The sequence below is a fragment of the Streptomyces sp. Inha503 genome (assembly GCF_047215865.1).
Classification (GTDB): domain Bacteria; phylum Actinomycetota; class Actinomycetes; order Streptomycetales; family Streptomycetaceae; genus Streptomyces; species Streptomyces lycopersici.
The window spans coordinates 6576640-6603085 of sequence record NZ_CP178360.1 but is presented as its reverse complement, the minus strand read 5'-3'; the positions used below and the strand labels follow the sequence as shown (position 1 = coordinate 6603085).

Below are 26446 nucleotides of genomic sequence, written 5' to 3'. Positions count from 1 at the left end.
ATGAGGCCATGCCTCGTCTCCGTCTTCGCCTGATGGCCGCGGTGCTCGGAACACTGGTACCCGTACTGGCCGGCTGCGGCGGCGGCGATGACGGGTCGGACCAGGGCCGACGACCGTCCGGCGCGCATGTGACGATCAACGTGCCGGCCGACGCCCCGACGATCTCGGCCGCGGTGTCCCTGGCCCGGCCCGGCGATCTCGTGCTGGTCGCGCCGGGCACGTACCACGAGTCGGTGAAGATATCGAAGGCTCGCATCACCCTTCGCGGCGCGTCCCGGGACAAGGTCGTCATCGACGGGCGGTTACGGCAGCCGAACGGCATCGTCGTCGCCGCCCCCGGGGTGGCCGTCGAGAACCTGACCGTGGAGAACAACACGCAGAACGGGGTCCTGGTCACCGGCTCGGCGAAGGCGGCCGCCGGAGCGCCGGGGCAGTCCGGCGGCTACGACACCGGCGACGAGCCCGTCACCCTCCTGAAGTCGTTCCTGGTCTCCCACGTCACCGCGACCCGCAACGGGCTGTACGGCATCTACGCGTTCTCCGCGCAGAACGGTGTCATCGAGCACTCGTACACCTCGGGCTCGGCCGACTCGGGGATCTACGTCGGACAGTGCAAGCCCTGTCGCATCGTGGTGCGGGACAACATCGCCGAACTCAACGCGGTCGGTTACGAAGGCACCAACGCCAGTGGCGACATGTACGTGGTCGGTAACCGCCTGGTCGGCAACCGGGTCGGACTCACCACCAACTCCGACCACCAGGAGAAGTTGCTCCCGCAGAAGGACGCCGTCGTCGCGGGCAACCTGATCGCGGCCAACCAGCAGGCGGCCACCCCCGAACAGGCCGACGGCGGGTGGGGCATCGGCATCGGCGTCGACGGCGGCACCGAGAACCAGTTCGTCCGCAACCGAATCGCCGGTAACAGCAACGCCGGGGTGGTGATCACCGCAACCGCTGACATACGGCCGGACGGCAACCAGATCCTGGACAACACCTTCGCCGCCAACGGCGTTGACGTCGGCTGGACGTTCCCCACCGCCACGAAGGGACGGGGCAACTGCCTGCGCGGCAATGACCTGCGGAAGACGGTGCCCGCCCGGCTCGCGACAACCGCGTCCTGCCCTCGCCCCGCCCGGTCGTCCTCGCCGTCCGGCACATGGGCGAAGCCGACGGCACCCGGCGGGATCCCGTTCACCGATGTGGCGGCGCCCAAGCGGCAGCCGCAGTTCCCGAAGGCCACCACCACGGGCGCCACCGCCGTTCCGGCGGTTCCGGCACTGCCGGACACGGCGGGCTTCCGGCTGCCGTCGGCGTCACTGCTCGCCGCGGGGGCGCGGGTGGGGACGTCCTGAGGGCCGGCTACCGCTTCGGGGTGACTCCGGGCACCGGCCGGACCGGAACGTACTTGTGGGTGTCGAAGTCGATGACCACCGGCCGCGACGCGGAGGCCACACCGACGCGAACCCGGTACATGGTGCCGTCCGAGCCGATCCAGTAGCGCACGGCACCCGTCGTCGCCCCCGCCGTACCGGGCGTGGCACGGGCGCTCGGCCCGGTCATGATGTCCACCCGATGGCCGTCCAACCGGTCCTGTCCAACCCAGGCGGCACCGTTCTGCGGCAGTAGTTCGGCGTTGTCCGGACGGTCGCTGCCCAGCTTCAGCGCGATGGCCAGCGAACTGTCCAGAGAACTGCCGTACTTCAGCAGCGGACGACTGGACCAGCCCGACTCCGGCGGCCGTGCCGGCGCCTTCGCCGGGGCGTTCGCCATCGGGTGGACGGACACGGTGGTGGCCGTCCACTGGATCAGCCCGTCGCTGGACGTATCGCGCCCGGTGCCGTGCACCGCGCCGTAACCGATCTTGCGGCGGTAGTCGATGGATCCGGTGATGGTCAGCTCACCAGCGGTGCCCGGCACGTTGATCGTCATGGCGCGCCCGCCCGCCTGGTAGTTGAGGAACCGCGTGACCGCCAGACGGCTCGCCTGATCCGAGGTCAATTCCTTTGGACCGGTGGGGGCGGAGTCGCTGTCGACGATCAGGAACGTGGCCACCGCGACGGCCACACCGCCGATGGCGGCTGCCACCCAGCGTGCCCGCGGCCATCGGCGCCGACCCGCCGCGCGCCGCGAGAGAACGTGTCTGATTTTCAGACTCCGTACACGGCGCATTGCTAACACGTTCCGCTTATTCATTCCCTACTCTCCCCCCGATCTTGGCGTACACCCGCTACAGTATCGCTGCTGATGGAGCGGTTCAGGATGACAATTCAGACTCTTGTGCTGTTTCCGCGTGGGAAGCGAGGACGAGTGCGACTTGTCTGGGAATGGCACTCCCGAGTCCCTGAATTCGCTACATCCGCCAGGACGACCAAGAACGACCGGGCCCACCGAAACAGCGGTGGGCCCTTTTCATGACCGACGTGTCACCCGGGGCCGGGAAGCGGATGCACGACTGGAAACGGGTGGTCGGTTCACATCACGAGGGGAGAGTGATGGCTGTGCGAAGAGTACGTGGAAGGTTACGCCGGACAGCCGGGAAGCGTACGGGCCCACTGGCACGAGTGGGCCTCTGCGCCTTCGTACTGTTGGGCAGCACCATGGGCGCGACGGTCGGGACGGCCACCGCCTCAACTGGCGACGGCACCCTGACGGTGCAGGTCCTGCGGGATTTCTTCGGCACCGGCGTGATCAACACGACCATGGACGTGCCGCAGCGGGGCATGAAGGTCAAGGTGTCGGACCCCGCCGGCCATCGGGTCACCGGCACCACGGATGCCACCGGAAAGGTGGTGGTCTCGAAGTCGACCGAACTGACCGGCGGCCAGTACCGCGTCGACGTCACCATCCCGGCGCCGTACAACAAGTATCTTCAGGCGGCACCGGCCTCCACGAAGGAAAACCACTTCGACAGCTTCACGACGTTCGTGGACGTGTCGGACGGCAAGGACGACTCGGTGATTACCGGCGTCTGGAACCCGGCCGACTACACGCTGCCGGACACACGGTATTTCGTACCGATCCAGAACACCGCCGACGCACAAGACAAACGGGCATTGGTGGCGTTCGGGACGGACGAAAGAGGTACGTGTCCTGGCGATACGGCGTGCCCGACCACGCTCAACACGCAGGACCAGGTGGGCACGACGTTCGCGCTGGCCTACGACAAGGACCGGAAGCGGATCTTCCAGGGCGCGTTCGCCCGGCGGTACACCCCGTACGGGCCGGGCGGCGGTGACGCGATCTACACCACGCCGACCGACGGCGGGAGCGCGCCGACCCTGTTCGCGAAGGTGCCGGGCGCCACGGTGACGCCCCACGACGCCAGCAAGATGATCAAGGACGCCGGGTTCACCGATGTGCCGGGCAAGGAGAGCATCGGCGGCCTGGCCCTGTCGGAGGACGGCTCGACGCTGTACGCGGTGAATCTGCGGACCCGGCGCCTGGTCAGCTTTGACGCGACCGGGACCACCGCGTCCGCACCCGAAGCGTCGGTGCGCATCCCGGACCCGGGCTGCGCGAGCCCCGGTGACTGGCGGCCGTTCGGTCTTCAGGTCCACGACAGCAAGCTCTACGTCGGTGGTGTGTGCAGCGCGGAGAGCACACAGAAGCGCGAGGACCTGAAGGCCGTCGTCTACACCTACGACGGCGATCAGTTCGACACCGTGCTGACCCAGCCGCTCACCGCCAAGCGCGGCTCCGTTTTCGGTTCCAACGACGTCGTCCAGGCCACCCACTGGAACCCGTGGAACACCTCCCTGGCCACGTGGGACGAGCGGAAGGTGGGCAACGTCTTCATCGATCCGCAGCCGGAGCTCGCCTCCCTCGCCTTCACCCGCGACGGTTCGATGGTCCTCGGTTTCCGCGACCGGTTCATGGACGTCGTGAGCTGGGGTGGACTGGACCCGAGGCCGGACAACGACGACCCCGAAAACGGCATGGCCGGCGGCGACATCAACATGGCCTGTGCCACTCCCACCGGTGGATACGAGTGGGAAGGCACCGGAAGCTGCCCCAACCACGCCACCCCCGCCACCGGTGGCACCCAGGACCCAAGTGTCGTCGAGTACTTCCCGGGCGACTACTTCGGCAACGGGGTTCACGCGGAGACCGCGCTGGGCTCGGTGGCCTACATTCCGCGGCAGCAGTGGGTCGTCAGCACGGAGTTCGACCCGGTCGTCAACGTCGCGACCTCCGGGACCGGTTACCACAACGTCACGACCGGTCAGGGCCCGGGCAACGATCCGACCCACAACGCGTACCAGTTCGTCAGTCAGGAACAGAGCGGGTTCGGTAAGGCCGGTGGGCTCGGCGATATCGCCTATGAGGCGGCTAACGCACCGATCCAGATCGGCAACCGGGTGTGGTTCGACGGCGACCACAATGGGATCCAGGATCCCGAGGGTCGCAACGAAGTGCCGCTGCCGGACGCGACGATCAACCTGCTGGACTCCGACGGCAAGCAGGTCGCCACGACCAAGACCGATGCCGCCGGCGAGTACTACTTCGGTGGGGTCGGCGCCGACTATGAGCTCAAGCCGGGCGCGAAGTACACGGTGCAGTTCGATGTGTGTACCGCGGACACCAGCGAGGTGCCGACTGAGCCGTCGGCCACCAAGCTGCGGTTCACGCTCCCGCGGGCCGGTGGCAACCGGGCACATGACTCGAATGTGACCCCGCCGACGACCGGGCGGCTGTGCGACGGACGCGCACCTGTCACGGCGCCGGACAAGCCAGGAGAGGTCGATCACACGATCGACGCCGGCGTGTACATCCCCAAGCAGAAACCGCCGACTCCCACGCCGACGCCCACTCCGTCGTCGGAGCCGCCCACCTCTGAGCCGCCCAACGAGCCAGGCCCCCAGTCTGGCGGAGGCTCGGGGACAGGCGGGGGCTCCGGGACCAGCGGAGGCTCGGGAACCAGCGGAGGCTCGGGGACCAGTGGAGGCGGTGGCTCGCTGGCCAACACGGGTACGTCCGGCCTGCTGAAGATCATCTCCCTCAGTGCCCTGCTGGCCGGTGCGGGCGCGGCAGCCGCGTTCGCGACCCGGAAGCGTCGCGCCGGGCAACACTGAGACAACGCTGAAAGACGGGTGATCCGCCCGTAAGCGCCGACGAGCCCCGTCCCCATCCGGACGGGGCTCGTTCGCGTCTCGTCCCGGCGAGTCCTACATTCCGCCCTCGGACATCCCGTGCACCGCCGGAATCGTGCCGAGCCGGCCCTTCTGGAAGTCCTCGAAGGCCTGCTGGAGCTCCGCGCGGGTGTTCATCACAAAGGGACCGTAATGCGCCATCGGCTCGCGGATGGGCTGACCGCCGAGGAGCACGACCTCCAGGTCCGGTGTGTGGGAGTCCTGCTTCTCGTCCGCGCGGACGGTCAGCGCGGAACCGGCTCCGAAGACGGCCGTCTGGCCCAGGTGGACCGGACGCCGCTCGGCGCCGACAGCACCGCGGCCCGCGAGCACATACGCGAGGCCGTTGAAGTCCTCGCGCCACGGCAGGGTGATCTCCGCACCCGGCGCCAGCGTCGCGTGGATCATCGTGATCGGCGTGTGTGTGATGCCGGGACCCTCGTGACCGTCCAGCTCACCGGCTATGACCCGCAGCAGCGCGCCGCCGTCGGGGGAGGTGAGCAGCCGGACCTGGCCACCGCGGATGTCCTGGTAGCGCGGCGACATCATCTTGTCCTTCTTCGGCAGGTTCACCCACAGCTGAAGGCCGTGGAAGAGGCCGCCGGACATGACCAGCTGCTCCGGCGGCGCCTCGATGTGGAGCAGACCGGCCCCGGCCGTCATCCACTGGGTGTCACCGTTGGTGATCGTGCCGCCACCACCGTTGGAGTCCTGGTGGTCGAAGATCCCGTCGATGATGTAGGTGACGGTCTCGAAGCCGCGGTGCGGGTGCCAGGGGGTGCCCCTGAGTTCTCTCAGTTGGGGGCGTAGGGTCGCCGACATGACACAAGGGGTTGTGACCGGGGTGGACACGTACGCGGGTGCTTACGACCGTCAGTCGCGCGAGCGCGAAAATTCGAGCGCAGCAAGCCCAGCGACACAGCGTAGCGCCAACGAAGACAAGGCGGCCGACCTTCAGCGCGAAGTCGAGCGCGACGGGGGCCGGTTCAGGTTCGTCGGGCATTTCAGCGAAGCGCCGGGCACGTCGGCGTTCGGGACGGCGGAGCGCCCGGAGTTCGAACGCATCCTGAACGAATGCCGCGCCGGGCGGCTCAACATGATCATTGTCTATGACGTGTCGCGCTTCTCGCGCCTGAAGGTCATGGACGCGATTCCGATTGTCTCGGAATTGCTCGCCCTGGGCGTGACGATTGTTTCCACTCAGGAAGGCGTCTTCCGGCAGGGAAACGTCATGGACCTGATTCACCTGATTATGCGGCTCGACGCGTCGCACAAAGAATCTTCGCTGAAGTCGGCGAAGATTCTCGACACGAAGAACCTTCAGCGCGAATTGGGCGGGTACGTCGGCGGGAAGGCGCCTTACGGCTTCGAGCTTGTTTCGGAGACGAAGGAGATCACGCGCAACGGCCGAATGGTCAATGTCGTCATCAACAAGCTTGCGCACTCGACCACTCCCCTTACCGGACCCTTCGAGTTCGAGCCCGACGTAATCCGGTGGTGGTGGCGTGAGATCAAGACGCACAAACACCTTCCCTTCAAGCCGGGCAGTCAAGCCGCCATTCACCCGGGCAGCATCACGGGGCTTTGTAAGCGCATGGACGCTGACGCCGTGCCGACCCGGGGCGAGACGATTGGGAAGAAGACCGCTTCAAGCGCCTGGGACCCGGCAACCGTTATGCGAATCCTTCGGGACCCGCGTATTGCGGGCTTCGCCGCTGAGGTGATCTACAAGAAGAAGCCGGACGGCACGCCGACCACGAAGATTGAGGGTTACCGCATTCAGCGCGACCCGATCACGCTCCGGCCGGTCGAGCTTGATTGCGGACCGATCATCGAGCCCGCTGAGTGGTATGAGCTTCAGGCGTGGTTGGACGGCAGGGGGCGCGGCAAGGGGCTTTCCCGGGGGCAAGCCATTCTGTCCGCCATGGACAAGCTGTACTGCGAGTGTGGCGCCGTCATGACTTCGAAGCGCGGGGAAGAATCGATCAAGGACTCTTACCGCTGCCGTCGCCGGAAGGTGGTCGACCCGTCCGCACCTGGGCAGCACGAAGGCACGTGCAACGTCAGCATGGCGGCACTCGACAAGTTCGTTGCGGAACGCATCTTCAACAAGATCAGGCACGCCGAAGGCGACGAAGAGACGTTGGCGCTTCTGTGGGAAGCCGCCCGACGCTTCGGCAAGCTCACTGAGGCGCCTGAGAAGAGCGGCGAACGGGCGAACCTTGTTGCGGAGCGCGCCGACGCCCTGAACGCCCTTGAAGAGCTGTACGAAGACCGCGCGGCAGGCGCGTACGACGGACCCGTTGGCAGGAAGCACTTCCGGAAGCAACAGGCAGCGCTGACGCTCCGGCAGCAAGGGGCGGAAGAGCGGCTTGCCGAACTTGAAGCCGCCGAAGCCCCGAAGCTTCCCCTTGACCAATGGTTCCCCGAAGACGCCGACGCTGACCCGACCGGCCCTAAGTCGTGGTGGGGGCGCGCGTCAGTAGACGACAAGCGCGTGTTCGTCGGGCTCTTCGTAGACAAGATCGTTGTCACGAAGTCGACTACGGGCAGGGGGCAGGGAACGCCCATCGAGAAGCGCGCTTCGATCACGTGGGCGAAGCCGCCGACCGACGACGACGAAGACGACGCCCAGGACGGCACGGAAGACGTAGCGGCGTAGCGAGACACCCGGGAAGCCTGATCTACGTCTGTCGAGAAGTTTCTGATCGAAAAGTTCGACAGCGTCTCCGACCTGATGCAGCTCTCGGAGGGCGAAGAATCTCGTGCTTTCAGCTTCGATGTAGGAGGGCGTGGATATGTCCTGCGGGTAAATAGCTGCGCCGATGGTTTCTACAAAGATCGTTATGTTTATCGGCACTTTGCATCGGCCGCGCTCCCGATTCCGGAAGTGCTTGACATTGGGGAATTTATGCGGTGTGAAATACCGCACAGATGCGTAAGGAGAAAATACCGCATCAGGCGCCATTCGCCATTCAGGCTGCGCAACTGTTGGGAAGGGCGATCGGTGCGGGCCTCTTCGCTATTACGCCAGCTGGCGAAAGGGGGATGTGCTGCAAGGCGATTAAGTTGGGTAACGCCAGGGTTTTCCCAGTCACGACGTTGTAAAACGACGGCCAGTGCCAAGCTTGGGCTGCAGGTCGACTCTAGTCAGAACGGGCAGGTGTCCATCCAGCGCGTGACCAGGGACGTGTTGTTCTTGTCGGAGTCACGCACGGCATCGCACAGGAACGGGCTGAAACGGGTGTCAGCGCGCAGCCAGCGGCTGAGGAACGACACGATCCACTTGCCCTGCTTGGCCTTGTTGCCGGATCCGGTCATCGGGCAGAGGTGGTCGCCGGGAACCTCGATGTAGAGCTTCTCGGCCTGGGCCATGGAGTTGTACCAGGGCAGCGCGTACCTGTTGCCGGGGGCGGCGACATCGCTTTGACAGGTGAGGAAGAAGGTGGGCTCGGTTACTCCGGAGAAGTTCGGGCTCATATGGAACGGGGCCGTGGGCACGCCCGCCTTGAAGCGGGAGTCGTCGCGGAGGGCCGCCATGACACCGCCGCCCCCCATCGAGTGACCGGCCGCGCCGAGTGTGCCGTTGAGCTTGCCGGAGACCGGGTTGCCGGTGGTGTTGCCGAGCGCGAGCAACTGGGTGCCGGCGGCGCTGATCTGGCGCCCGCGCGATTCGGGATCGTCGGTGAGCGTGTTGGTGCCGACGTTGATCACGACGAAGCCCCAGGAGGCGAGGCGGGGTGCGAGCCATTGCAGGTTCTGCTGGGTGCCCTGATAGCCCGGCATCAGCACGACGCCCGGGTATGACCCGGTGGCTGTCGGGTAGGTGACGGTGCCGGATCCATATCCGCTCGGGCTGGGAACGGTGTAGGCGGCAGTGGCCAGCGGCCCGCTTGCGGCCTCCAGCGAAGCGGTCGTCGGGTCCGGGATCCCGTCCCCGGGGGAGGTGCCACCACTGGACCCGTACACCTGGAACTCCCACAGCGAGTAGCCATAGGGGGTGCCGCGCTGCATGCCATAGACGCGGACGTACCGGCCACTTCCGGTGACGTCGAGGGTCTGCATGCCACCGGTGCCGGTGACGGTCGAGTGAATGGTGGTCCAGGCGGTGCCGTTGTCCGAGGTCTGGATCTGGAACGCTCGGGCGTATCCGGCCTCCCAGCGCAGGACGATTCGGCTGATGGTGGCGGTGGCGCCCAGGTCGACGCGTAGCCACTGGGGGTCGCTGAACACGCTTGACCAGCGGGTCCCGGTGTTGCCGTCCACCGCCGCGGACGCGGGGGTGGACGTGTTCTCGGTGGACGAGGCGGTCGCGGGTCTACCCTGCGACAGCAGCTCGGCGGCGGCCGCGGTCTTGTCCTGGGACAACGGCACGGCAGCGGCCGTCGGCGGGGCAGAGACGCTCAGCAGGGCCAGGGCAATGGCGGTGGCCAGTGCGATCAGCACCATTACGGCGCGGGGTCTGGTCCCTAACGGCCACGTCGCGCCGGCCGGACAATGAGATGAGCGCATTGATTTACCTCCGGTGAGGCATGCGAGTACATTTCTAGAGGATCCTACCAACCGGCACGATTGTGCCCACAACAGCATCGCGGTGCCACGTGTGGACCGCGTCGGTCAGATCCTCCCCGCACCTCTCGCCAGCCGTCAAGATCGACCGCGTGCACCTGCGATCGCCGATCAACCGCGACTAGCATCGGGCGCAAGCCGCCACTCGAACGGACACTCGCATGGACGTCCCCTTCCTGGACCTGCAAGCCGCGTACCTCGAACTCCGGTCCGACATCGACCAGGCGTGCCGGCGCGTGCTCGGGTCGGGCTGGTACCGAGCTCGAATTCGTAATCATGTCATAGCTGTTTCCTGTGTGAAATTGTTATCCGCTCACAATTCCACACAACATACGAGCCGGAAGCATAAAGTGTAAAGCCTGGGGTGCCTAATGAGTGAGCTAACTCACATTAATTGCGTTGCGCTCACTGCCCGCTTTCCAGTCGGGAAACCTGTCGTGCCAGCTGCATTAATGAATCGGCCAACGCGCGGGGAGAGGCGGTTTGCGTATTGGGCGCTCTTCCGCTTCCTCGCTCACTGACTCGCTGCGCTCGGTCGTTCGGCTGCGGCGAGCGGTATCAGCTCACTCAAAGGCGGTAATACGGTTATCCACAGAATCAGGGGATAACGCAGGAAAGAACATGTGAGCAAAAGGCCAGCAAAAGGCCAGGAACCGTAAAAAGGCCGCGTTGCTGGCGTTTTTCCATAGGCTCCGCCCCCCTGACGAGCATCACAAAAATCGACGCTCAAGTCAGAGGTGGCGAAACCCGACAGGACTATAAAGATACCAGGCGTTTCCCCCTGGAAGCTCCCTCGTGCGCTCTCCTGTTCCGACCCTGCCGCTTACCGGATACCTGTCCGCCTTTCTCCCTTCGGGAAGCGTGGCGCTTTCTCATAGCTCACGCTGTAGGTATCTCAGTTCGGTGTAGGTCGTTCGCTCCAAGCTGGGCTGTGTGCACGAACCCCCCGTTCAGCCCGACCGCTGCGCCTTATCCGGTAACTATCGTCTTGAGTCCAACCCGGTAAGACACGACTTATCGCCACTGGCAGCAGCCACTGGTAACAGGATTAGCAGAGCGAGGTATGTAGGCGGTGCTACAGAGTTCTTGAAGTGGTGGCCTAACTACGGCTACACTAGAAGAACAGTATTTGGTATCTGCGCTCTGCTGAAGCCAGTTACCTTCGGAAAAAGAGTTGGTAGCTCTTGATCCGGCAAACAAACCACCGCTGGTAGCGGTGGTTTTTTTGTTTGCAAGCAGCAGATTACGCGCAGAAAAAAAGGATCTCAAGAAGATCCTTTGATCTTTTCTACGGGGTCTGACGCTCAGTGGAACGAAAACTCACGTTAAGGGATTTTGGTCATGAGATTATCAAAAAGGATCTTCACCTAGATCCTTTTGGTTCATGTGCAGCTCCATCAGCAAAAGGGGATGATAAGTTTATCACCACCGACTATTTGCAACAGTGCCGTTGATCGTGCTATGATCGACTGATGTCATCAGCGGTGGAGTGCAATGTCGTGCAATACGAATGGCGAAAAGCCGAGCTCATCGGTCAGCTTCTCAACCTTGGGGTTACCCCCGGCGGTGTGCTGCTGGTCCACAGCTCCTTCCGTAGCGTCCGGCCCCTCGAAGATGGGCCACTTGGACTGATCGAGGCCCTGCGTGCTGCGCTGGGTCCGGGAGGGACGCTCGTCATGCCCTCGTGGTCAGGTCTGGACGACGAGCCGTTCGATCCTGCCACGTCGCCCGTTACACCGGACCTTGGAGTTGTCTCTGACACATTCTGGCGCCTGCCAAATGTAAAGCGCAGCGCCCATCCATTTGCCTTTGCGGCAGCGGGGCCACAGGCAGAGCAGATCATCTCTGATCCATTGCCCCTGCCACCTCACTCGCCTGCAAGCCCGGTCGCCCGTGTCCATGAACTCGATGGGCAGGTACTTCTCCTCGGCGTGGGACACGATGCCAACACGACGCTGCATCTTGCCGAGTTGATGGCAAAGGTTCCCTATGGGGTGCCGAGACACTGCACCATTCTTCAGGATGGCAAGTTGGTACGCGTCGATTATCTCGAGAATGACCACTGCTGTGAGCGCTTTGCCTTGGCGGACAGGTGGCTCAAGGAGAAGAGCCTTCAGAAGGAAGGTCCAGTCGGTCATGCCTTTGCTCGGTTGATCCGCTCCCGCGACATTGTGGCGACAGCCCTGGGTCAACTGGGCCGAGATCCGTTGATCTTCCTGCATCCGCCAGAGGCGGGATGCGAAGAATGCGATGCCGCTCGCCAGTCGATTGGCTGAGCTCATGAGCGGAGAACGAGATGACGTTGGAGGGGCAAGGTCGCGCTGATTGCTGGGGCAACACGTGGAGCGGATCGGGGATTGTCTTTCTTCAGCTCGCTGATGATATGCTGACGCTCAATGCCGTTTGGCCTCCGACTAACGAAAATCCCGCATTTGGACGGCTGATCCGATTGGCACGGCGGACGGCGAATGGCGGAGCAGACGCTCGTCCGGGGGCAATGAGATATGAAAAAGCCTGAACTCACCGCGACGTATCGGGCCCTGGCCAGCTAGCTAGAGTCGACCTGCAGGTCCCCGGGGATCGGTCTTGCCTTGCTCGTCGGTGATGTACTTCACCAGCTCCGCGAAGTCGCTCTTCTTGATGGAGCGCATGGGGACGTGCTTGGCAATCACGCGCACCCCCCGGCCGTTTTAGCGGCTAAAAAAGTCATGGCTCTGCCCTCGGGCGGACCACGCCCATCATGACCTTGCCAAGCTCGTCCTGCTTCTCTTCGATCTTCGCCAGCAGGGCGAGGATCGTGGCATCACCGAACCGCGCCGTGCGCGGGTCGTCGGTGAGCCAGAGTTTCAGCAGGCCGCCCAGGCGGCCCAGGTCGCCATTGATGCGGGCCAGCTCGCGGACGTGCTCATAGTCCACGACGCCCGTGATTTTGTAGCCCTGGCCGACGGCCAGCAGGTAGGCCGACAGGCTCATGCCGGCCGCCGCCGCCTTTTCCTCAATCGCTCTTCGTTCGTCTGGAAGGCAGTACACCTTGATAGGTGGGCTGCCCTTCCTGGTTGGCTTGGTTTCATCAGCCATCCGCTTGCCCTCATCTGTTACGCCGGCGGTAGCCGGCCAGCCTCGCAGAGCAGGATTCCCGTTGAGCACCGCCAGGTGCGAATAAGGGACAGTGAAGAAGGAACACCCGCTCGCGGGTGGGCCTACTTCACCTATCCTGCCCGGCTGACGCCGTTGGATACACCAAGGAAAGTCTACACGAACCCTTTGGCAAAATCCTGTATATCGTGCGAAAAAGGATGGATATACCGAAAAAATCGCTATAATGACCCCGAAGCAGGGTTATGCAGCGGAAAAGATCCGTCGACCTGCAGGCATGCAAGCTCTAGCGATTCCAGACGTCCCGAAGGCGTGGCGCGGCTTCCCCGTGCCGGAGCAATCGCCCTGGGTGGGTTACACGACGCCCCTCTATGGCCCGTACTGACGGACACACCGAAGCCCCGGCGGCAACCCTCAGCGGATGCCCCGGGGCTTCACGTTTTCCCAGGTCAGAAGCGGTTTTCGGGAGTAGTGCCCCAACTGGGGTAACCTTTGGGCTCGCCCGGCGCGTACTCCACCTCGCCCATCTGGTCCATCATGATGAACGGGTCGAGGTGCTTGTAGTCGATGCCCGCGAAGGCCCGGCGCACCGGGAAGCCCTCGCCCTCGAAACCGCTGGGAGCGGTCGTGACGGCGAGCACGGGGCGCGGTCGTGCCTCGGCGGGTGCCGCGACGCGCGGCAGGGTCAGCGGATTCTCTACGGTCACTGCGGGCATGACGGCCTCCTCGGTCGTTCACCATTCAACTTAATTGAACGGTGAACGACCCGCAAGGGCGCCTTTATTTCCACCCGAGCGCCTTACGCGGCGAACGGTGCTTTTCGGACGTATGCGGATCTAGCCGTACATACGGCGCATGGCGAAGTCCACCATCTGCTCCACCGCCTTCGCGTCGAAGACGATCCGGTGCTCGCCCTCCATGTCGAGGACGAAGCCATAGCCGGTGGGCAGCAGGTCGATCACCTCGGCGCCGGTGATCACGAAGTACTTGGACTCCTTGCCCGCGTACCTCCGCAGCTCCTTGAGCGAGGTGAACATGGGGATCACCGGCTGCTGGGTGTTGTGCAGCGCCAGGAAGCCGGGGTTGTCACCGCGCGGGCAGTAGACCTTCGACCCGGCGAAGATCTGCTGGAAGTCCTCGGCCGACATCGATCCGGTGGTGAAGGCCCGCACCGCGTCGGCGAGCGACGGCGGGGAGGGTTCCGGGTAGAGCGGCTGCTGGCCGTACCCCGCACCCGCCGCGTGATGTGACGCATGCGGCTGCTGTTGCGGCGGAGGTGGCGGGGCGGCGTAGCCCTGCCCTGCGCTCGCGTTCTGGTCGTAGCCGTACATGCGCAGAAGCGTACTGAGTCACAGTTACCCGGTTGAGGGTTGCCCTTTATTACCCACGGGTAGCATCATGGCATCAGCTGATCTGATACGCGTCAACGCAGAGGTCCTGGCCTCCCGATCCTTACGGAGCCGTCGCCATGGGGCACTACAAGTCGAATCTCCGCGACATCGAGTTCAACCTCTTCGAGGTGCTCGGGCGCGACACGGTGTACGGCACCGGCCCGTTCGCGGAGATGGACGTCGACACCGCCAAGAGCGTGCTCGCCGAGATATCCCGGCTCTCCGAGCACGAGCTGGCCGAAAGCTACGCCGACTCCGACCGGAACCCGCCCGTCTACGACCCCAAGACCCACACGGCGCCGCTTCCCGAGTCGTTCAAGAAGAGCTACCGGGCCTACATGGAGGCCGAGTGGTGGCGGCTGGGCGTCCCGGAGTCGCTCGGCGGCACCGCCTGCCCCCGCTCGCTGCTGTGGGGCTCGGCCGAGACCATCCTCGGCTCGAACGCCCCGATCTGGATGTACGCCTCCGGCCCGTCCTTCGCGGGGGTGCTCCACGACGAGGGCACCGAGGAGCAGCTGAAGATCGCCCAGCTGATGGTGGACAAGCAGTGGGGCTCCACCATGGTGCTGACCGAGCCGGACGCCGGTTCCGACGTCGGCGCGGGCCGCACCAAGGCGATCCAGCAGGAGGACGGCAGCTGGCACATCGAGGGTGTGAAGCGGTTCATCACCTCCGGTGAGCACGACCTCTCGGACAACATCATCCACTTCGTGCTGGCCCGCCGCGAGGGCGCGGGGCCCGGCACCAAGGGTCTGTCGCTGTTCATCGTCCCCAAGTACGACTTCGACTGGGAGACCGGTGAGCTCGGCGAGCGCAACGGTGTGTACGCCACCAACGTCGAGCACAAGATGGGTCTGCGGGTCTCCAACACCTGCGAGCTGACCTTCGGCGCCGACGGCCCGGCCAAGGGCTGGCTGCTGGGCGAGAAGCACGACGGCATCCGCCAGATGTTCAAGATCATCGAGTTCGCCCGGATGATGGTCGGCACCAAGGCCATGGCCACCCTCTCCACCGGCTACCTCAACGCGCTTGAGTACGCCAAGGAGCGGGTGCAGGGCCCGGACCTGGCGGCCTTCACCGACAAGACCGCCCCGCGGGTGACCATCACCCACCACCCGGACGTGCGCCGCTCGCTGATGACGCAGAAGGCGTACGCGGAGGGCCTGCGCGCGCTGGTGCTCTACACCGCCTCGGTCCAGGACGAGATCCTGATCAAGGAGGCGGCGGGCGAGGACACCTCCGCCGCGAACCGCCTCAACGACCTGCTGCTGCCCATCGTCAAGGGCTACGGCTCGGAGAAGGCGTACGAGCAGCTGGCGCAGTCCCTCCAGACCATCGGCGGCTCCGGCTACCTCCAGGAGTACCCGCTGGAGCAGTACATCCGGGACGCCAAGATCGACACCCTGTACGAGGGCACCACCGCCATCCAGGGCCAGGACTACTTCTTCCGCAAGATCGTCCGGGACCAGGGCCAGGCGCTGACCGTCGTCTCGGAGGAGATCAAGAAGTTCCTGGCCGAGGCCGCCGGGGGCGAGGACCTGGAGGCCGCCCGCGACCAGCTCGCCCAGGCCGCGGTGGACCTGGAGGCGATCGTCGGCGCGATGCTCACCGACCTGGCCGCCACCGAGCAGGACGTCAGCTCGATCTACAAGGTCGGCCTCAACTCGACCCGGCTGCTGCTGGCCTCCGGTGACGTGATCATCGGCTATCTGCTGCTCAAGGGCGCGGCCGTGGCCGCCGAGAAGCTGGGTACGGCCTCCACCAAGGACCGGTCCTTCTACGAGGGCAAGATCGCCGTCGCGAAGTTCTTCGCCCATGAGGTGCTGCCGGGCGTCTCGGTGCAGCGCTCGCTGGCCGAGTCGGTCGACAAGGGTCTGATGGACCTGGACGAGGCCGCGTTCTAGGGGCCCGACGGGTCCTGCCGCCTGCGGCGGGCTGCTCCCCTCCCCGCCCCTTCCCACAACTGGGGCTCCGCCCCAGACCCCGGGGTCCAGGGGCGCAGCCCCTGGTAACGGGAAGGGGCGGGGAGGGGAAAGCGTCGCTATGCGGCCCCGCAGCGTGGCCCTCCGGAACCCTCCGTAAGGGCTCCTCACATACAGGCCAGGGGGTCGGCCGTCCCATCCTCCAGCGGGGCGGTCGGCCTCCTGGCCTGTGCGCGGTCAAGTCGTCATCGCTCGTCGTCGCCGGGCGGTCGCTCCCGCAGCGCCCGTTCGACCTCCTCGCGGGCCCATCGCCTGAGCTCCTCGCCCTGTGCGAGGAGCTCGTCGATCGACTCGCCCCCGCCCTCCGGCGGGCGCGGGCGGGCCCGCAGTTTCTCCAGCAGATCCCGGCACGCCTCGTCCTCGGTGGCGAACCGGCTGGTGTCCCGGTCCAGGGACCGTTCCCGCAGGCCGGTCTCCCAGCCACCGTCCGGCGCGGGCCGCAGGTAGTAGTACGCGTCCGGCTGCACCGGGATGTCCTGCACTCCCGGGATGTCGTACAGCGCGTCGGGCACCTGCTCGTCGCGGAGGGTCCGGACGAGTTCCGTTCTGTCCACCGGTCCAGGATCCGCCCTCAGTTGAGCGGGCGGAGATTACCGGCCGCGACGAGTTGGGGGATCGAAGGTCCGGTCAGATACTGGAGTCCGAAACCGGGTTGGCCGAACCAGGGCCGGATGGGACCGCCCTCGACCAGGAAGGGTTCGGTGACCTCGTAGAGGTGATAGCCGTGCGGATACGCCGGGTCGAGGGTGTTGAGGTTGCTGGGCGGCAGCGCGCGCTCCGCGTAGGGTGTGCCCGCCGGGGCCAGGAAGTGGCCGAAACCGCTCCCGAACAAGTCGACCTTCTGGCCGACCTTCAGCTGGACCGTGGTGTGCAGGGGCGAACCGTTGAGCAGGACCCAGCCGTCGGGGTACGGGAACCACCAGCCGTTCGTCTGCTCATTCCAATAACAGTTGAGGAACGAGGAGGCGGTGGGGAAGTGGTCGAGTCGTTCATAGCCTTCGAGCATGCGCCCGATCGCGCCGTAGCGGGGGAGCTGGGCGGGTCCGAGCCGCCAGTCGCCCTTGTAGTAGCGGTCGAGCGGAGGATTCGGTGCGGTGTTGGTCCCCCCGATGCGGTTCGTGCTGGGACAGGGAGGGTGACCCTTGCCCTCGCCGTCCCCGCCGCCTCCCGGCCGGGGGCCGGGTGAGGGCGCCGCCGCCGGCTCCGGGGAGGCCACGGGGGCCAGTCCCGCGGTGAGGTCCGTAACGGGCTTGGCCATGGCCGGACCGCCGGCACACAGCAGCAGCAGCGACCCCAGGACGACAAGCAGGTGTCGAAGAACGCGCATCCGGTATCCCCTCGAGTTACGACTCAGTGCGACGTTGCTTGATCACGAGGAATATCGACCGGTTCGCCCGACTTCTCGCCTTAGCTGACGAGCTTTCATCAGATTGGATCAACGTGGCCCCACGGATGGCCGCCGCTCCCGTAGCAGGGCGAGCCGACCCCCGGCGAATCTATGCTGAGCACATGAGCGCACAACCCGGCATCGACCGCGGCCACACCGATGACCTGATGTCCTTCCTCCGCGCCAGCCCTTCGCCGTACCACGCCGTGGCGAGCGTCGCAGAGCGGCTGGAGAAGGCCGGGTTCCGCCGGATCGAGGAGATCGCGCCCTGGGACGGGGCGGCCGGTGGACGGTTCGTGCTGCGCGGTGGGGCGATCATCGCCTGGTACGTCCCCGAGGGGGCGGAGGCCGCCACTCCGTACCGGATTGTGGGCGCTCACACCGACTCTCCCAATTTGCGCGTGAAGCCCGTTCCCGACACCGGTGCGCACGGCTGGCGGCAGATCGCCGTCGAGATCTACGGCGGGGCGCTGCTCAACACCTGGCTCGACCGCGACCTCGGGCTCTCCGGCCGGATCACCCTCAGGGACGGCTCCCACCATCTCGTCACCGTCGACCGGCCGCTGATGCGCGTCCCCCAGCTCGCCGTGCACCTCGACAGATCGGTCAACACCGAGGGCCTCAAGCTCGACAAGCAGCGCCATATGACGCCCGTCTGGGGGCTCGGCGGCGTCGAGGAGGGCGACCTGATCCGCTTCGTCGCCGAGGAGACCGGGGTCGCGGCCGAGGAGATCGCCGGCTGGGACCTGATGACCCACAGCGTCGAGCCGCCCGCCTACCTCGGCCGGGACCGCGAGCTGGTCGCCGGGCCCCGGATGGACAACCTTGTCTCCGTGCACGCCGGTACGGCCGCGCTCATCGCCGCCGCCCACCAGGAGCCGCCGTACATCCCCGTACTGGCCGCCTTCGACCACGAGGAGAACGGCAGCCAGTCCGACACCGGCGCCGACGGCCCGCTGCTCGGCACGGTGCTGGAGCGCTCGGTCTTCGCCCGCGGCGGGGGGTACGAGGAGCGGGCGCGGGCCTTCGCGGGCACCGTCTGCCTGTCCTCCGACACCGGCCACGCCGTTCACCCCAACTACGCCGAGCGCCATGAGCCGGGCCACCACCCGCGGCCCAACGGCGGCCCGATCCTGAAGGTGAACGTCAACCAGAGATATGCCACCGACGGCGCCGGGAGAGCCGTCTTCGCCGCCGCCTGCGAGCGCGCCGGCGTCCCCTGGCAGAGCTTCGTCTCCCACAACTCGATGCCGTGCGGCACCACGATCGGGCCGATCACCGCGGCCCGGCACGGTATCGCAACCGTCGACATCGGCATCGCGATCCTTTCCATGCACTCGGCCCGGGAGCTGTGCGGGGCACAGGACCCGCAGCTGCTGGCCAAGGCACTGCACGCCTTTCTGGGGGCTTGAGTTGGACTTCTCCCTGCTGGGCCCGGTAACCGTCACCGCGGGCCCGCAAGCAGCACCCGTCGAGCTTCCGCTGGGGCCCGCCAAACGGCGCAGCGTGCTGGCGATGCTGCTGCTGCGGCCCAACGCGACGGTCTCCGTGGAGCAGTTGATATCCAGTCTGTGGGAGGACGAGCCGCCCGCCCACGCCCGGACCGTCATCCAGGGCCATGTCTCCCGGCTCCGCGCGGCCCTGGCCGAGGGCGGCGCCGAGGACAACGGTGTCGAGCTGGCCACCCACAGCTCCGCCTATCTGCTGCGCATCCCCGAATCCCTGATCGACACCCAGCGCTTCGACCAGCTGACCGCCCAGGCCAGCCCGGAGTCCGCCCCCGGCGAGGCCGTCCAGCTGCTCCGGCAGGCGCTCGGCCTGTGGCGCGGCCCGGCGCTCACCGGGACCGTGGCCAGCCCGCCGTTCGCGGCGGCCGCGCACGCCCTGGAGGAGCGGCGGCTGAGCGCCGTGGAGGCCCTGGCGCGGGCGCACGAGGGGCTGGGCGAGCATGAGCAGGCGGTGCGCGCCCTGCACCCCGCCGCCGTCGCCAACCCGCTGCGCGAGGGGCTGATCGCCGCCCTGATGCTGGCGCTGTACCGCTCCGGGCGGCAGTCCGACGCGATCGCCTGGTTCCACCGCACCCGGCAGTTGCTCGACGACGACCTGGGGGTCGATCCGGGCCAGCGGCTGAGCGCCGCGTACCAGGAGATCCTGCGGGCGGCCCCCACGGCGGACGGACCGCGGGGCGGCACCGAGGCCGCCGGGCAGCAGCCGGGCGGCGCGGGGCAGCCGGGCGCAGCCCAGGCCACCCCGCAGCAGCCGCTGTCGGGGGCCGCCTCGGCCCCCGCGCCCGTGCCCGAGCTGCTCCCCCGGCCCCCGGCGGGCTTCCACGGCCGGGGCGCGGAGCTGGCCGAGCTGACCCGGCTGACCCTGGGCACCGCGGAACCGGCCCAGGGCGGCGCCGCGGGCGGCTCCGGCGACTACCCGCAGGCGGGCGGCATCGCACTGCTCACCGGGCCCGCCGGGGTCGGCAAGACCGGTCTGGCGGTCCACTGGGGCCATGCCCGCGCCGCCGCCTTCCCCGACGGACGGCTCTTCGCGGATCTGCGCGGCTTCAGCGGCGGCGAGGCGGTGGTGCCCGCCGAGGTGCTGCGCGAGTTCCTGCTGGCCCTCGGCACCCCGGCCGAGCAGATCCCCACCTCGCCCGAGGCCGCGTCCGCGCTGTACCGCTCGCTGGCCGCCCGCCGCAGGCTGCTGGTGGTGCTGGACAACGCGGGCAGCTCCGCCCAGGTGCGCCCGCTGCTGCCCGGCGGCCCCCACTGCGCCACGCTGGTCACCAGCCGCAGCAGGCTGGACGGGCTGATCGCCACCGACGCCGCCCGACCGGTACGGCTGCACGCCCTCGGCCCCGAGGACGGGGTGGGCCTGCTGGGCGCGCTGCTGGGGCCCGCCCGGGTCGCCGAGGACCCGGAGGCCGCGCGGGAGCTGGTGGCCCTGTGCGACGGGCTGCCACTGGCGCTGCGCGCCGCCTCCGCCCAGCTGATGGCCCGGCCCCGCTGGCGGCTGGCCCGGCTGGCCACCGCGCTGCGCGACGAGCGCCGTCGGCTCGCGCTGCTGTCGGCGGAGGACACCGGAGTGGCCGCCGCGCTGCGCAACTCGGTGGCCCGGCTCTCGGCGGACGACGCACAGCTGCTGCGGGCCCTGGGCGCCGGTTTCGCGCGGGAGGTCAACACCGCAGAGGCGGCCGCGCTGTCGGGCGCGGACCCCGAGCTGATCCAGGACTCCCTGGAGCGGCTGGCGGAGATGCACCTGCTGGACGAGGAGGCCACCAACCGCTACGTGATGAGCGATCTGGTGAAGCTCTTCGCCCAGGGCGACGGCAGCGACCGCGAGCCCCCGGGCGAGGCTTCCGGCGGAGCTGCCGGTGGCTCTCCTGGGGGATCCCCTGGCGGCTCCCCTGGCGGGCCGTCACAGAGGGCCTAGGGGCCGTCGTCACAGGGGGCCTGGGGCCGTCGTCGAAGGGAGCGCCCGGCTCGCGCAGGGGCGCCTCCCGGCGGTGGGTGGGCTGGTACCGCCGCCGCTGTCGCCCCTGGAGGGGGCGGCCGACCGCCCCGGCGGACGTGGCCCCGCGACCGCCGCGTCCGAGGAGGCCTTCGCCTCCTCCCGCGCCGCGGTGGCCGACGGCGGCACAGGCCCTGACAAGGGCGAACAGCGGGGCGTTAGCGAGGCGTTAGCGGGCGGCAGCCGTTCACCAGCCGAACGGCAGCCGGTCCGGACAGGCTTGAGCCGTACCGGAAAACGCCCTAACGCCCGCTGAGGGGAGACCCGCCATGCCGCTCACCACCGCTCGCCTCGCCCACCGCGCCGGCACCCTGCGCTCGGTCGCTGCCGGACTGACGGTCGTCGCCGCGGGCATCACCCTCGTGGCCTGCGGCACCGCCGACGCGTCCGGCGTGCGGACGGCCGGAGGGGCGGACAGCATCGCCCCGGCGGTCCCCGCCGCCCATGAGGACGGCCTCCAGGACGGCGCCCAGCGGGCCCCGCGGAACATGGCAGCGGGCGGCGGGGCCGACGCCGGGGCCCAGGGCGGTCTGCGGGCCGACAGCGGCGCCGAGGGCGAGGCCGGGGCCTGCCGCCTCGACACGATGTCGGTGAGCGTCACCTCCGTCCCCCGCCCGGCCAACCAACTCCTGCTGGAGATCACCAACCAGTCCGGCGGGACCTGTCGTCTCACCGGCTTCCCCTCGGTGCGGTTCGACGACGCGAGCCCGGCCGTGCCGGAGGCCGCGGACACCCGGCCCCAGACGGTCGTCACGCTGGCCCCCGGCGAGAGCGGCTACGCGGGCCTGACCACCTCCGCGGCGGACGACCCGGCCGACGACCGTGAGGCCGCCGCGCTGACCGTCTCCCTCCACGGCGAGGACGCCCGCCGCTCCGTCGACCTCCCCGGTGACTCGGTGGAGGTCGGCCGCGGGACGGAGGTCGGCTACTGGCAGAGCGACGCCTCCGACGCCCTGCTCTGGTGACCGCGCCATCCGGTGACCGCCCCCATACGGTGACCGCCCCATCCGGTGATGGTCCCCATACGGTGACCGCCACCGCCCTTCCGCTCCGGTGACCGCTCGACTCCGAGCCACCCAGCCGGACAGGTAGCCGCCTCCCCCCGGCTACCTGCCCCGGACGGCCCCCGCTCCGGCGGGGGCCGTCTCGTCATGTCCCACGGCACGGCCTCCCCCGTCCCGCACCTGGCCATCTCCCTGGGCGTTTTGGCAGGTCGTCAGGGGTGGGCCCGGATGGGACGTCCCAAAGGACGGCTCGGCCCCCGGAATACCCCGCCACGCGGCCCAGAGTGGTTCCCGTCGCCGCGGCGGACGGCCGCCGCGGCCTGGACCGAGCGGTGCGGACATCCCGTCGGCACGCTCACCTAGGGGGAATCCAGACATGACGCACTCCATCGGCCGCAACCGCCGGACCCTCCTGCGCAAGGTGCTCCCCGCGATCGCCGCGGCGGGCATCGGCGCCACCGGGCTCGTGGGCTGCTCGGGCGGGGACGGCACCGCGGGCCATGACACCAACAAGGCGGAGAAGGCGGGGAAGGTAGCCGAGAAGGGCGCGACGAGCCGCGACACCTCGGCCAAGGGCTCGGACCAAGGCGGGGGCGCCGCGCTCAAGCTGAAGACCACCACGGGCGAGTTCGGCACCAAGGCCGCGGCCACCGCCGACTTCCCCACCTGGGGCACGCGCTGGGTGGTCCACCAGACCGCCGACACCGGCTCCCCGTCCGTGGGCATGCTCAACAAGGACGCCCCGGGGCAGGACCGCATCACCGCCGACTTCCAGGTCAACACGGGGAAGAAGGTCTGCGAGGACGGGGCCTGTTCGACCTATATGGCTCATATCACCGGGCCGGTCAACGGCTTCGTGACCGTCGTCGCGGTGGACATCCCGCAGGACTCGCTCCCCGGCGTCCCGGTGCAGAACGGCGGCGGTGAGCCGCCGCGCCCGCCGCAGCCCGGCGGCAGCCGCGCCGAGGCGCTCCAGCGGGCCGCCACCTGGCTGACCGCCAACGACGGCGGCCGGGTGCCCTACAGCCAGGCCAAGGTCTGGAAGGACGGCTACCGCCAGGACTGCTCGGGCTATGTCTCCATGGCGCTGGGCCTCCAGGCGCCCGGCACCAACACCGTGGGCCTCACCGGCTCCAGCATCACCAAGCCGATCGCCGTCAACGACCTCCGGCCCGGTGACCTGCTGATCGACGCCTCGGGGGACAACAACACCCGGCACGTCGTGATGTTCGAGAAGTGGAACGACGCCGCCCACACCTCGTACACCTCCTACGAGCAGCGCGGCGACTTCGGGACGGATCACGCGACCCGTCGCTATGGCCTGGAGCCGGGCAGCGAGTACAAGCCCTACCGGCCGCTGAAGTTCACGGACTGACGCGTCCGGCGACCCGGTTCCGGTGCCGAGCGGCACGTCCACCTCGGGGGTGTGGACGTGTCGCTCGGCATGTTCATGATCCACGTGCTGCAATGGTGTACGTGCCAGCGCATCCGAATCGCCCAGAGAACCCACGACGAAAGCCACTCGCCCCGCTTCCCGAGGAACTCTCCGGCCCGGTACGGGAGTTCGTGACCGCACTGCGCCGGATGCACGGCGAACTGGGACTCAGTCTCAAGGAACTGGAGGGGCGGCTGCCCGCGAGCCGGTCCTCCCTCTCCCGCTATCTGCGCGGCCAGAGCCTGCCCGACGAGCGGCTCCTGATCCAGTGGGGCAAGCTCTCCTTCACCGCCGAGGACCGGCTGCCCGAGCTGGTGACCCTGCTGCACCGGGCCACCGAGGCCGAGGCCGCCGCTCAGGCCGCCACTCAGGCCGCTGTTCAGGCCGCCGACGGGCCGATGGCGTCCGGCGCTCCTTCACCGACCCCGGAGGCGGTCCGGGCGGGGTCCCCGGCGGACCGGGCGGGGTCTCCGGAAAACCGGGCGGGCTCCCCGGAGGACCGGCCGTCCCGGCGCCGGCTGCGGCTCGCGCTCGCGGCGGTGGGCACGGTCGCCGTCATCGGCGGGGCCACGGCCGGCGTGATCGCCTTACGGTCGTCCGACGGCGACTCGTCCCCGGGCGGCGCGGCGGGCTCCTCGCCCCTGGGCAACGCCCGGATCACCGTCTACAACGCCGAGAAGACCTGCCAGCACAAGCGCGTCCGCGAGTGCTCCCTGGGCCTGGCCGGGGACCCGTACCAGGCCTACCGCCCGTCGAACATCACGGGCCGGGCCTGGCACGGCGATGTGCTGCGCGCCGACTGCCGCATCGCCAACGGCGTCACGGTGACCGACGAAGCGGGCGGGCACAGCAGCATGTGGTTCCGCGTCACCAAGGACGGCAAGCGGATGTGGGTGCCGGGCATCCGGATCCGCCAGGACCAGGTGCAGTACTCCACGCTGCCCAACTGCCCCGACTGACCGTGGCTGACCCCGGGTCAGGAACTCGGCCGGGCGGTGTCAGCCCATCAGGTCTCAGTCGTCCATCCCGGCGAGCACCAGCGGCAGCCGGTCCGCGCCGCCCTCGGTGATCCGCACCGGAACGCCCCAGTCCTGCTGGTGCACATGGCAGGCCGGGTACTCGTTCGCAGGGTCGTCGTCGCAGGAGGCGGCCATCGCCGAGACGTGCAGCACGCCCTCGGTCACGCCCTCCGTAAGGACGAGCTCACGGCTCAGGTCGGTCCCCGCTCCGTCGCCCCCGGCCAGCAGCTCCGGCGGGGTGGAGCTGACCAGCAGCCGGGTGGAGGGGCCGTAGCGGGTGTCCAGCTTCTGCCCCTCGGGCGCCTGGAAGACCACGTCGAGACGGAGCGTCCCCGGGGCGATGTCGGTCGCGGCGCGCTGGGTGCGATGGGCCACCGCCTCAACCCTTACGGCCTCCTCCGGCAGCCGCAGCCGGGTCAGCCGGTGCCGGGCGGACTCCACCACGACGATGTCCCCGTCGGCCAGGACCGCGCCGGAGGGCTCGCGCAGATCCGTGGCGAGCGTGGAGACCTCGCCGGTGGCCGGGTCGAAGCGGCGCAGCGCGTGGTTGTAGGTGTCCGAGATCGCCACCGAGCCGTCGGGCAGCGCGGTGACGCCCAGCGGATGCTGGAGCAGCGCGGAAGCGGCGGCGCCGTCCCGGTGGCCGAAGTCGAAGAGCCCGGTGCCGACGGCCGTACGAACCGTGAAGCCCTTACCGTCGCGTTCGACGCAGCGCACCGCGGAGGTCTCGGAGTCCGCGATCCACAGCCGGTCCCCGGCCGCGGCGAGCCCGGAGGGCTGGGCGAACCACGCCTCCTCGGCGGGGCCGTCGACCAGGCCCTCGTTGGTGGTCCCGGCGGCGGCCCGTACGGTCCCGGCCTCCGGGTCGTACGTCCACAGCTGGTGGACGCCCGCCATGGCGATCCACAGCCGGCCGGCGAACCAGGCCACGTCCCAGGGGGAGGACAGGTCGATCTCGCGGGCGGGCCCCTCGGTGGGCGACCCCTGCCACCACTGGCGTCCGGTCCCGGCGAGCGTGGTGACCTCGCCGGTGGCCGGGTCGAAGCGGCGCAGCGCGTGGTTCACGGTGTCGGCGACGGCCACGGTGCCGTCGGGGAGCAGGGCGAGCCCCTGGGGCTCGCTGAAGCGCGCCCGCCCGCTCGTGCCATCGGTAAGGCCGCGCTCGCCCGCGCCGATCCGCCGCACCACGCTCTCGCCGTCCGCCGCGAGCTCCACCAGCTGATGGCGGGTGGTGTCCGAGACGAGGAAGGTGCCGCCGGGCAGCAGCAGCGCCTTACCGGGGAAGCGCAGCTCGGTGGGGACCGGCTCCGGGGGCACGTACGGGCCGTCGCCGCGCCGCAGGGTGCCCTTGGCGGCGTGTTCCGCCTCCAGCTGCCCCACGAGGGTCTCCAGGGCGTGGGCGTGGCCCTCGCCCGCGTGCTGGGCGACCACATAGCCCTCGGGGTCGATGACGACGAGGGTGGGCCAGGCCCGGACCGCGTACTGCTTCCAGGTGGCCAGCTCGGGGTCGTCGAGGACCGGGTGGTGCACCTCGTAGCGCTCGACCGCGTCCACGACCGCCTGGTGCTCGGCCTCGTGGACGAACTTCGGCGAGTGCACCCCGACGATCACCACGGTGTCGCGGTGCTTCTCCTCCAGCTCGCGCAACTCGTCCAGGACATGCAGGCAGTTCACACAGCAGAACGTCCAGAAGTCGAGGATGACGATGCGTCCTCGCAGGTCGGTGAGGGTGAGGTCGGTACCGCCGGTGTTGAGCCAGCCGCCCCGGCCGATCAGCTCGGGGGCGCGGACGCGTGCACGTGAAGCCATATCCCCATGAAACAGCAGCCCCGGTCGTGCCATTCCCCCGCCCCCCGGAGGCTTTGCACCGCTGCGTACGGGTACGTCCGGAGATAAGGCCGGGGCGGGCGCACACTACCATCGCGGGCAGGCC

General features: G+C 68.3%; 18 protein-coding genes and 2 pseudogenes. 11 read left to right on the top strand and 9 right to left on the bottom strand.

What is annotated here, in order from left to right:
- Window positions 1–8: 8 nt before the first annotated feature.
- Window positions 9–1352, top strand: a complete 1344-nt coding sequence (locus ACJX2R_RS27515) for a nitrous oxide reductase family maturation protein NosD (protein WP_413102332.1) — start codon at window positions 9–11, stop codon at window positions 1350–1352.
- A gap of 7 nt (window positions 1353–1359) precedes the next feature.
- On the opposite strand, the gene ACJX2R_RS27510 is transcribed toward ACJX2R_RS27515, so the two are convergent.
- On the bottom strand, window positions 1360–2085 hold the full coding sequence (locus ACJX2R_RS27510; protein ID WP_413102331.1) for a hypothetical protein: 726 nt from the start codon (window positions 2083–2085) through the stop codon (window positions 1360–1362).
- Window positions 2086–2597: 512 nt separating this feature from the next.
- Here ACJX2R_RS27510 and ACJX2R_RS27505 point away from each other — a divergent pair.
- Window positions 2598–5072, top strand: coding sequence for an SdrD B-like domain-containing protein (locus tag ACJX2R_RS27505; RefSeq protein ID WP_413105953.1), 2475 nt, complete (start codon window positions 2598–2600; stop codon window positions 5070–5072).
- Between the two features lie 93 nt (window positions 5073–5165).
- Here the strand turns inward: ACJX2R_RS27505 and ACJX2R_RS27500 are convergent, their stop codons facing one another.
- Entirely contained in the window at window positions 5166–5951 is a 786-nt protein-coding gene (locus tag ACJX2R_RS27500) for a pirin family protein (protein ID WP_413102330.1), read from the bottom strand.
- 22 nt (window positions 5952–5973) lie between these two features.
- Here ACJX2R_RS27500 and ACJX2R_RS27495 point away from each other — a divergent pair, with 22 nt between their 5' ends.
- Complete coding sequence (locus tag ACJX2R_RS27495) at window positions 5974–7791, top strand: recombinase family protein (RefSeq protein WP_015973862.1); 1818 nt, start codon at window positions 5974–5976, stop codon at window positions 7789–7791.
- Window positions 7792–7833: 42 nt separating this feature from the next.
- Window positions 7834–8040 (top strand): annotated as a pseudogene (locus ACJX2R_RS27490) (hypothetical protein); the annotation flags it as partial.
- A 239-nt stretch (window positions 8041–8279) separates the two neighbouring features.
- Here the strand turns inward: ACJX2R_RS27490 and ACJX2R_RS27485 are convergent.
- Window positions 8280–9578, bottom strand: a complete 1299-nt coding sequence (locus ACJX2R_RS27485) for a discoidin domain-containing protein (protein ID WP_413102329.1) — start codon at window positions 9576–9578, stop codon at window positions 8280–8282.
- 1619 nt (window positions 9579–11197) lie between these two features.
- Here ACJX2R_RS27485 and aac(3)-IVa point away from each other — a divergent pair.
- The gene (gene aac(3)-IVa / locus ACJX2R_RS27480) at window positions 11198–11974 is read left to right on the top strand and encodes an aminoglycoside N-acetyltransferase AAC(3)-IVa (protein WP_001199192.1); all 777 of its coding nucleotides are present in this window, start codon (window positions 11198–11200) and stop codon (window positions 11972–11974) included.
- Between the two features lie 430 nt (window positions 11975–12404).
- Here aac(3)-IVa and traJ read toward each other — a convergent pair whose 3' ends face one another.
- From traJ to ACJX2R_RS27465, 3 genes and pseudogenes are all read right to left on the bottom strand, one after another.
- A complete protein-coding gene (gene traJ, locus ACJX2R_RS27475; protein WP_008832110.1) occupies window positions 12405–12776 on the bottom strand; it encodes a conjugal transfer transcriptional regulator TraJ in 372 nt (123 codons plus the stop codon).
- 500 nt (window positions 12777–13276) lie between these two features.
- Window positions 13277–13510, bottom strand: a pseudogene (locus ACJX2R_RS27470) (pirin family protein); the annotation flags it as partial.
- A 120-nt stretch (window positions 13511–13630) separates the two neighbouring features.
- Window positions 13631–14125: an SseB family protein gene (locus tag ACJX2R_RS27465; protein WP_020869891.1), complete on the bottom strand. Its 495-nt coding sequence runs from the start codon at window positions 14123–14125 to the stop codon at window positions 13631–13633.
- A gap of 137 nt (window positions 14126–14262) precedes the next feature.
- Here ACJX2R_RS27465 and ACJX2R_RS27460 point away from each other — a divergent pair, with 137 nt between their 5' ends.
- A complete protein-coding gene (locus ACJX2R_RS27460) occupies window positions 14263–16089 on the top strand; it encodes an acyl-CoA dehydrogenase (RefSeq protein ID WP_413102328.1) in 1827 nt (608 codons plus the stop codon).
- Between the two features lie 263 nt (window positions 16090–16352).
- Here the strand turns inward: ACJX2R_RS27460 and ACJX2R_RS27455 are convergent, their stop codons facing one another.
- Both ACJX2R_RS27455 and ACJX2R_RS27450 read right to left on the bottom strand, forming a co-directional pair.
- The gene (locus ACJX2R_RS27455; RefSeq protein ID WP_413102327.1) at window positions 16353–16721 is read right to left on the bottom strand and encodes a hypothetical protein; all 369 of its coding nucleotides are present in this window, start codon (window positions 16719–16721) and stop codon (window positions 16353–16355) included.
- Window positions 16722–16738: 17 nt separating this feature from the next.
- Window positions 16739–17494, bottom strand: coding sequence for a TNT domain-containing protein (locus tag ACJX2R_RS27450; RefSeq protein ID WP_262701933.1), 756 nt, complete (start codon window positions 17492–17494; stop codon window positions 16739–16741).
- Between the two features lie 182 nt (window positions 17495–17676).
- Between ACJX2R_RS27450 and ACJX2R_RS27445 the strand changes: the two genes are divergently transcribed.
- The 5 genes from ACJX2R_RS27445 to ACJX2R_RS27425 all read left to right on the top strand — a co-directional run bounded on the left by ACJX2R_RS27445 (window position 17677) and on the right by ACJX2R_RS27425 (window position 24453).
- Window positions 17677–18966, top strand: coding sequence for a M18 family aminopeptidase (locus ACJX2R_RS27445; RefSeq protein ID WP_413102326.1), 1290 nt, complete (start codon window positions 17677–17679; stop codon window positions 18964–18966).
- A 1-nt stretch (window position 18967) separates the two neighbouring features.
- Window positions 18968–20977: a BTAD domain-containing putative transcriptional regulator gene (locus ACJX2R_RS27440; protein WP_413102325.1), complete on the top strand. Its 2010-nt coding sequence runs from the start codon at window positions 18968–18970 to the stop codon at window positions 20975–20977.
- 347 nt (window positions 20978–21324) lie between these two features.
- A complete protein-coding gene (locus ACJX2R_RS27435) occupies window positions 21325–22020 on the top strand; it encodes a DUF4232 domain-containing protein (RefSeq protein WP_413102324.1) in 696 nt (231 codons plus the stop codon).
- 415 nt (window positions 22021–22435) lie between these two features.
- Window positions 22436–23434: a hypothetical protein gene (locus tag ACJX2R_RS27430; protein WP_413102323.1), complete on the top strand. Its 999-nt coding sequence runs from the start codon at window positions 22436–22438 to the stop codon at window positions 23432–23434.
- A gap of 191 nt (window positions 23435–23625) precedes the next feature.
- On the top strand, window positions 23626–24453 hold the full coding sequence (locus ACJX2R_RS27425) for a helix-turn-helix domain-containing protein (protein WP_413102322.1): 828 nt from the start codon (window positions 23626–23628) through the stop codon (window positions 24451–24453).
- Between the two features lie 54 nt (window positions 24454–24507).
- On the opposite strand, the gene ACJX2R_RS27420 is transcribed toward ACJX2R_RS27425, so the two are convergent.
- Entirely contained in the window at window positions 24508–26322 is a 1815-nt protein-coding gene (locus tag ACJX2R_RS27420; RefSeq protein WP_413102321.1) for an NHL domain-containing thioredoxin family protein, read from the bottom strand.
- Window positions 26323–26446 lie beyond the last annotated feature (124 nt).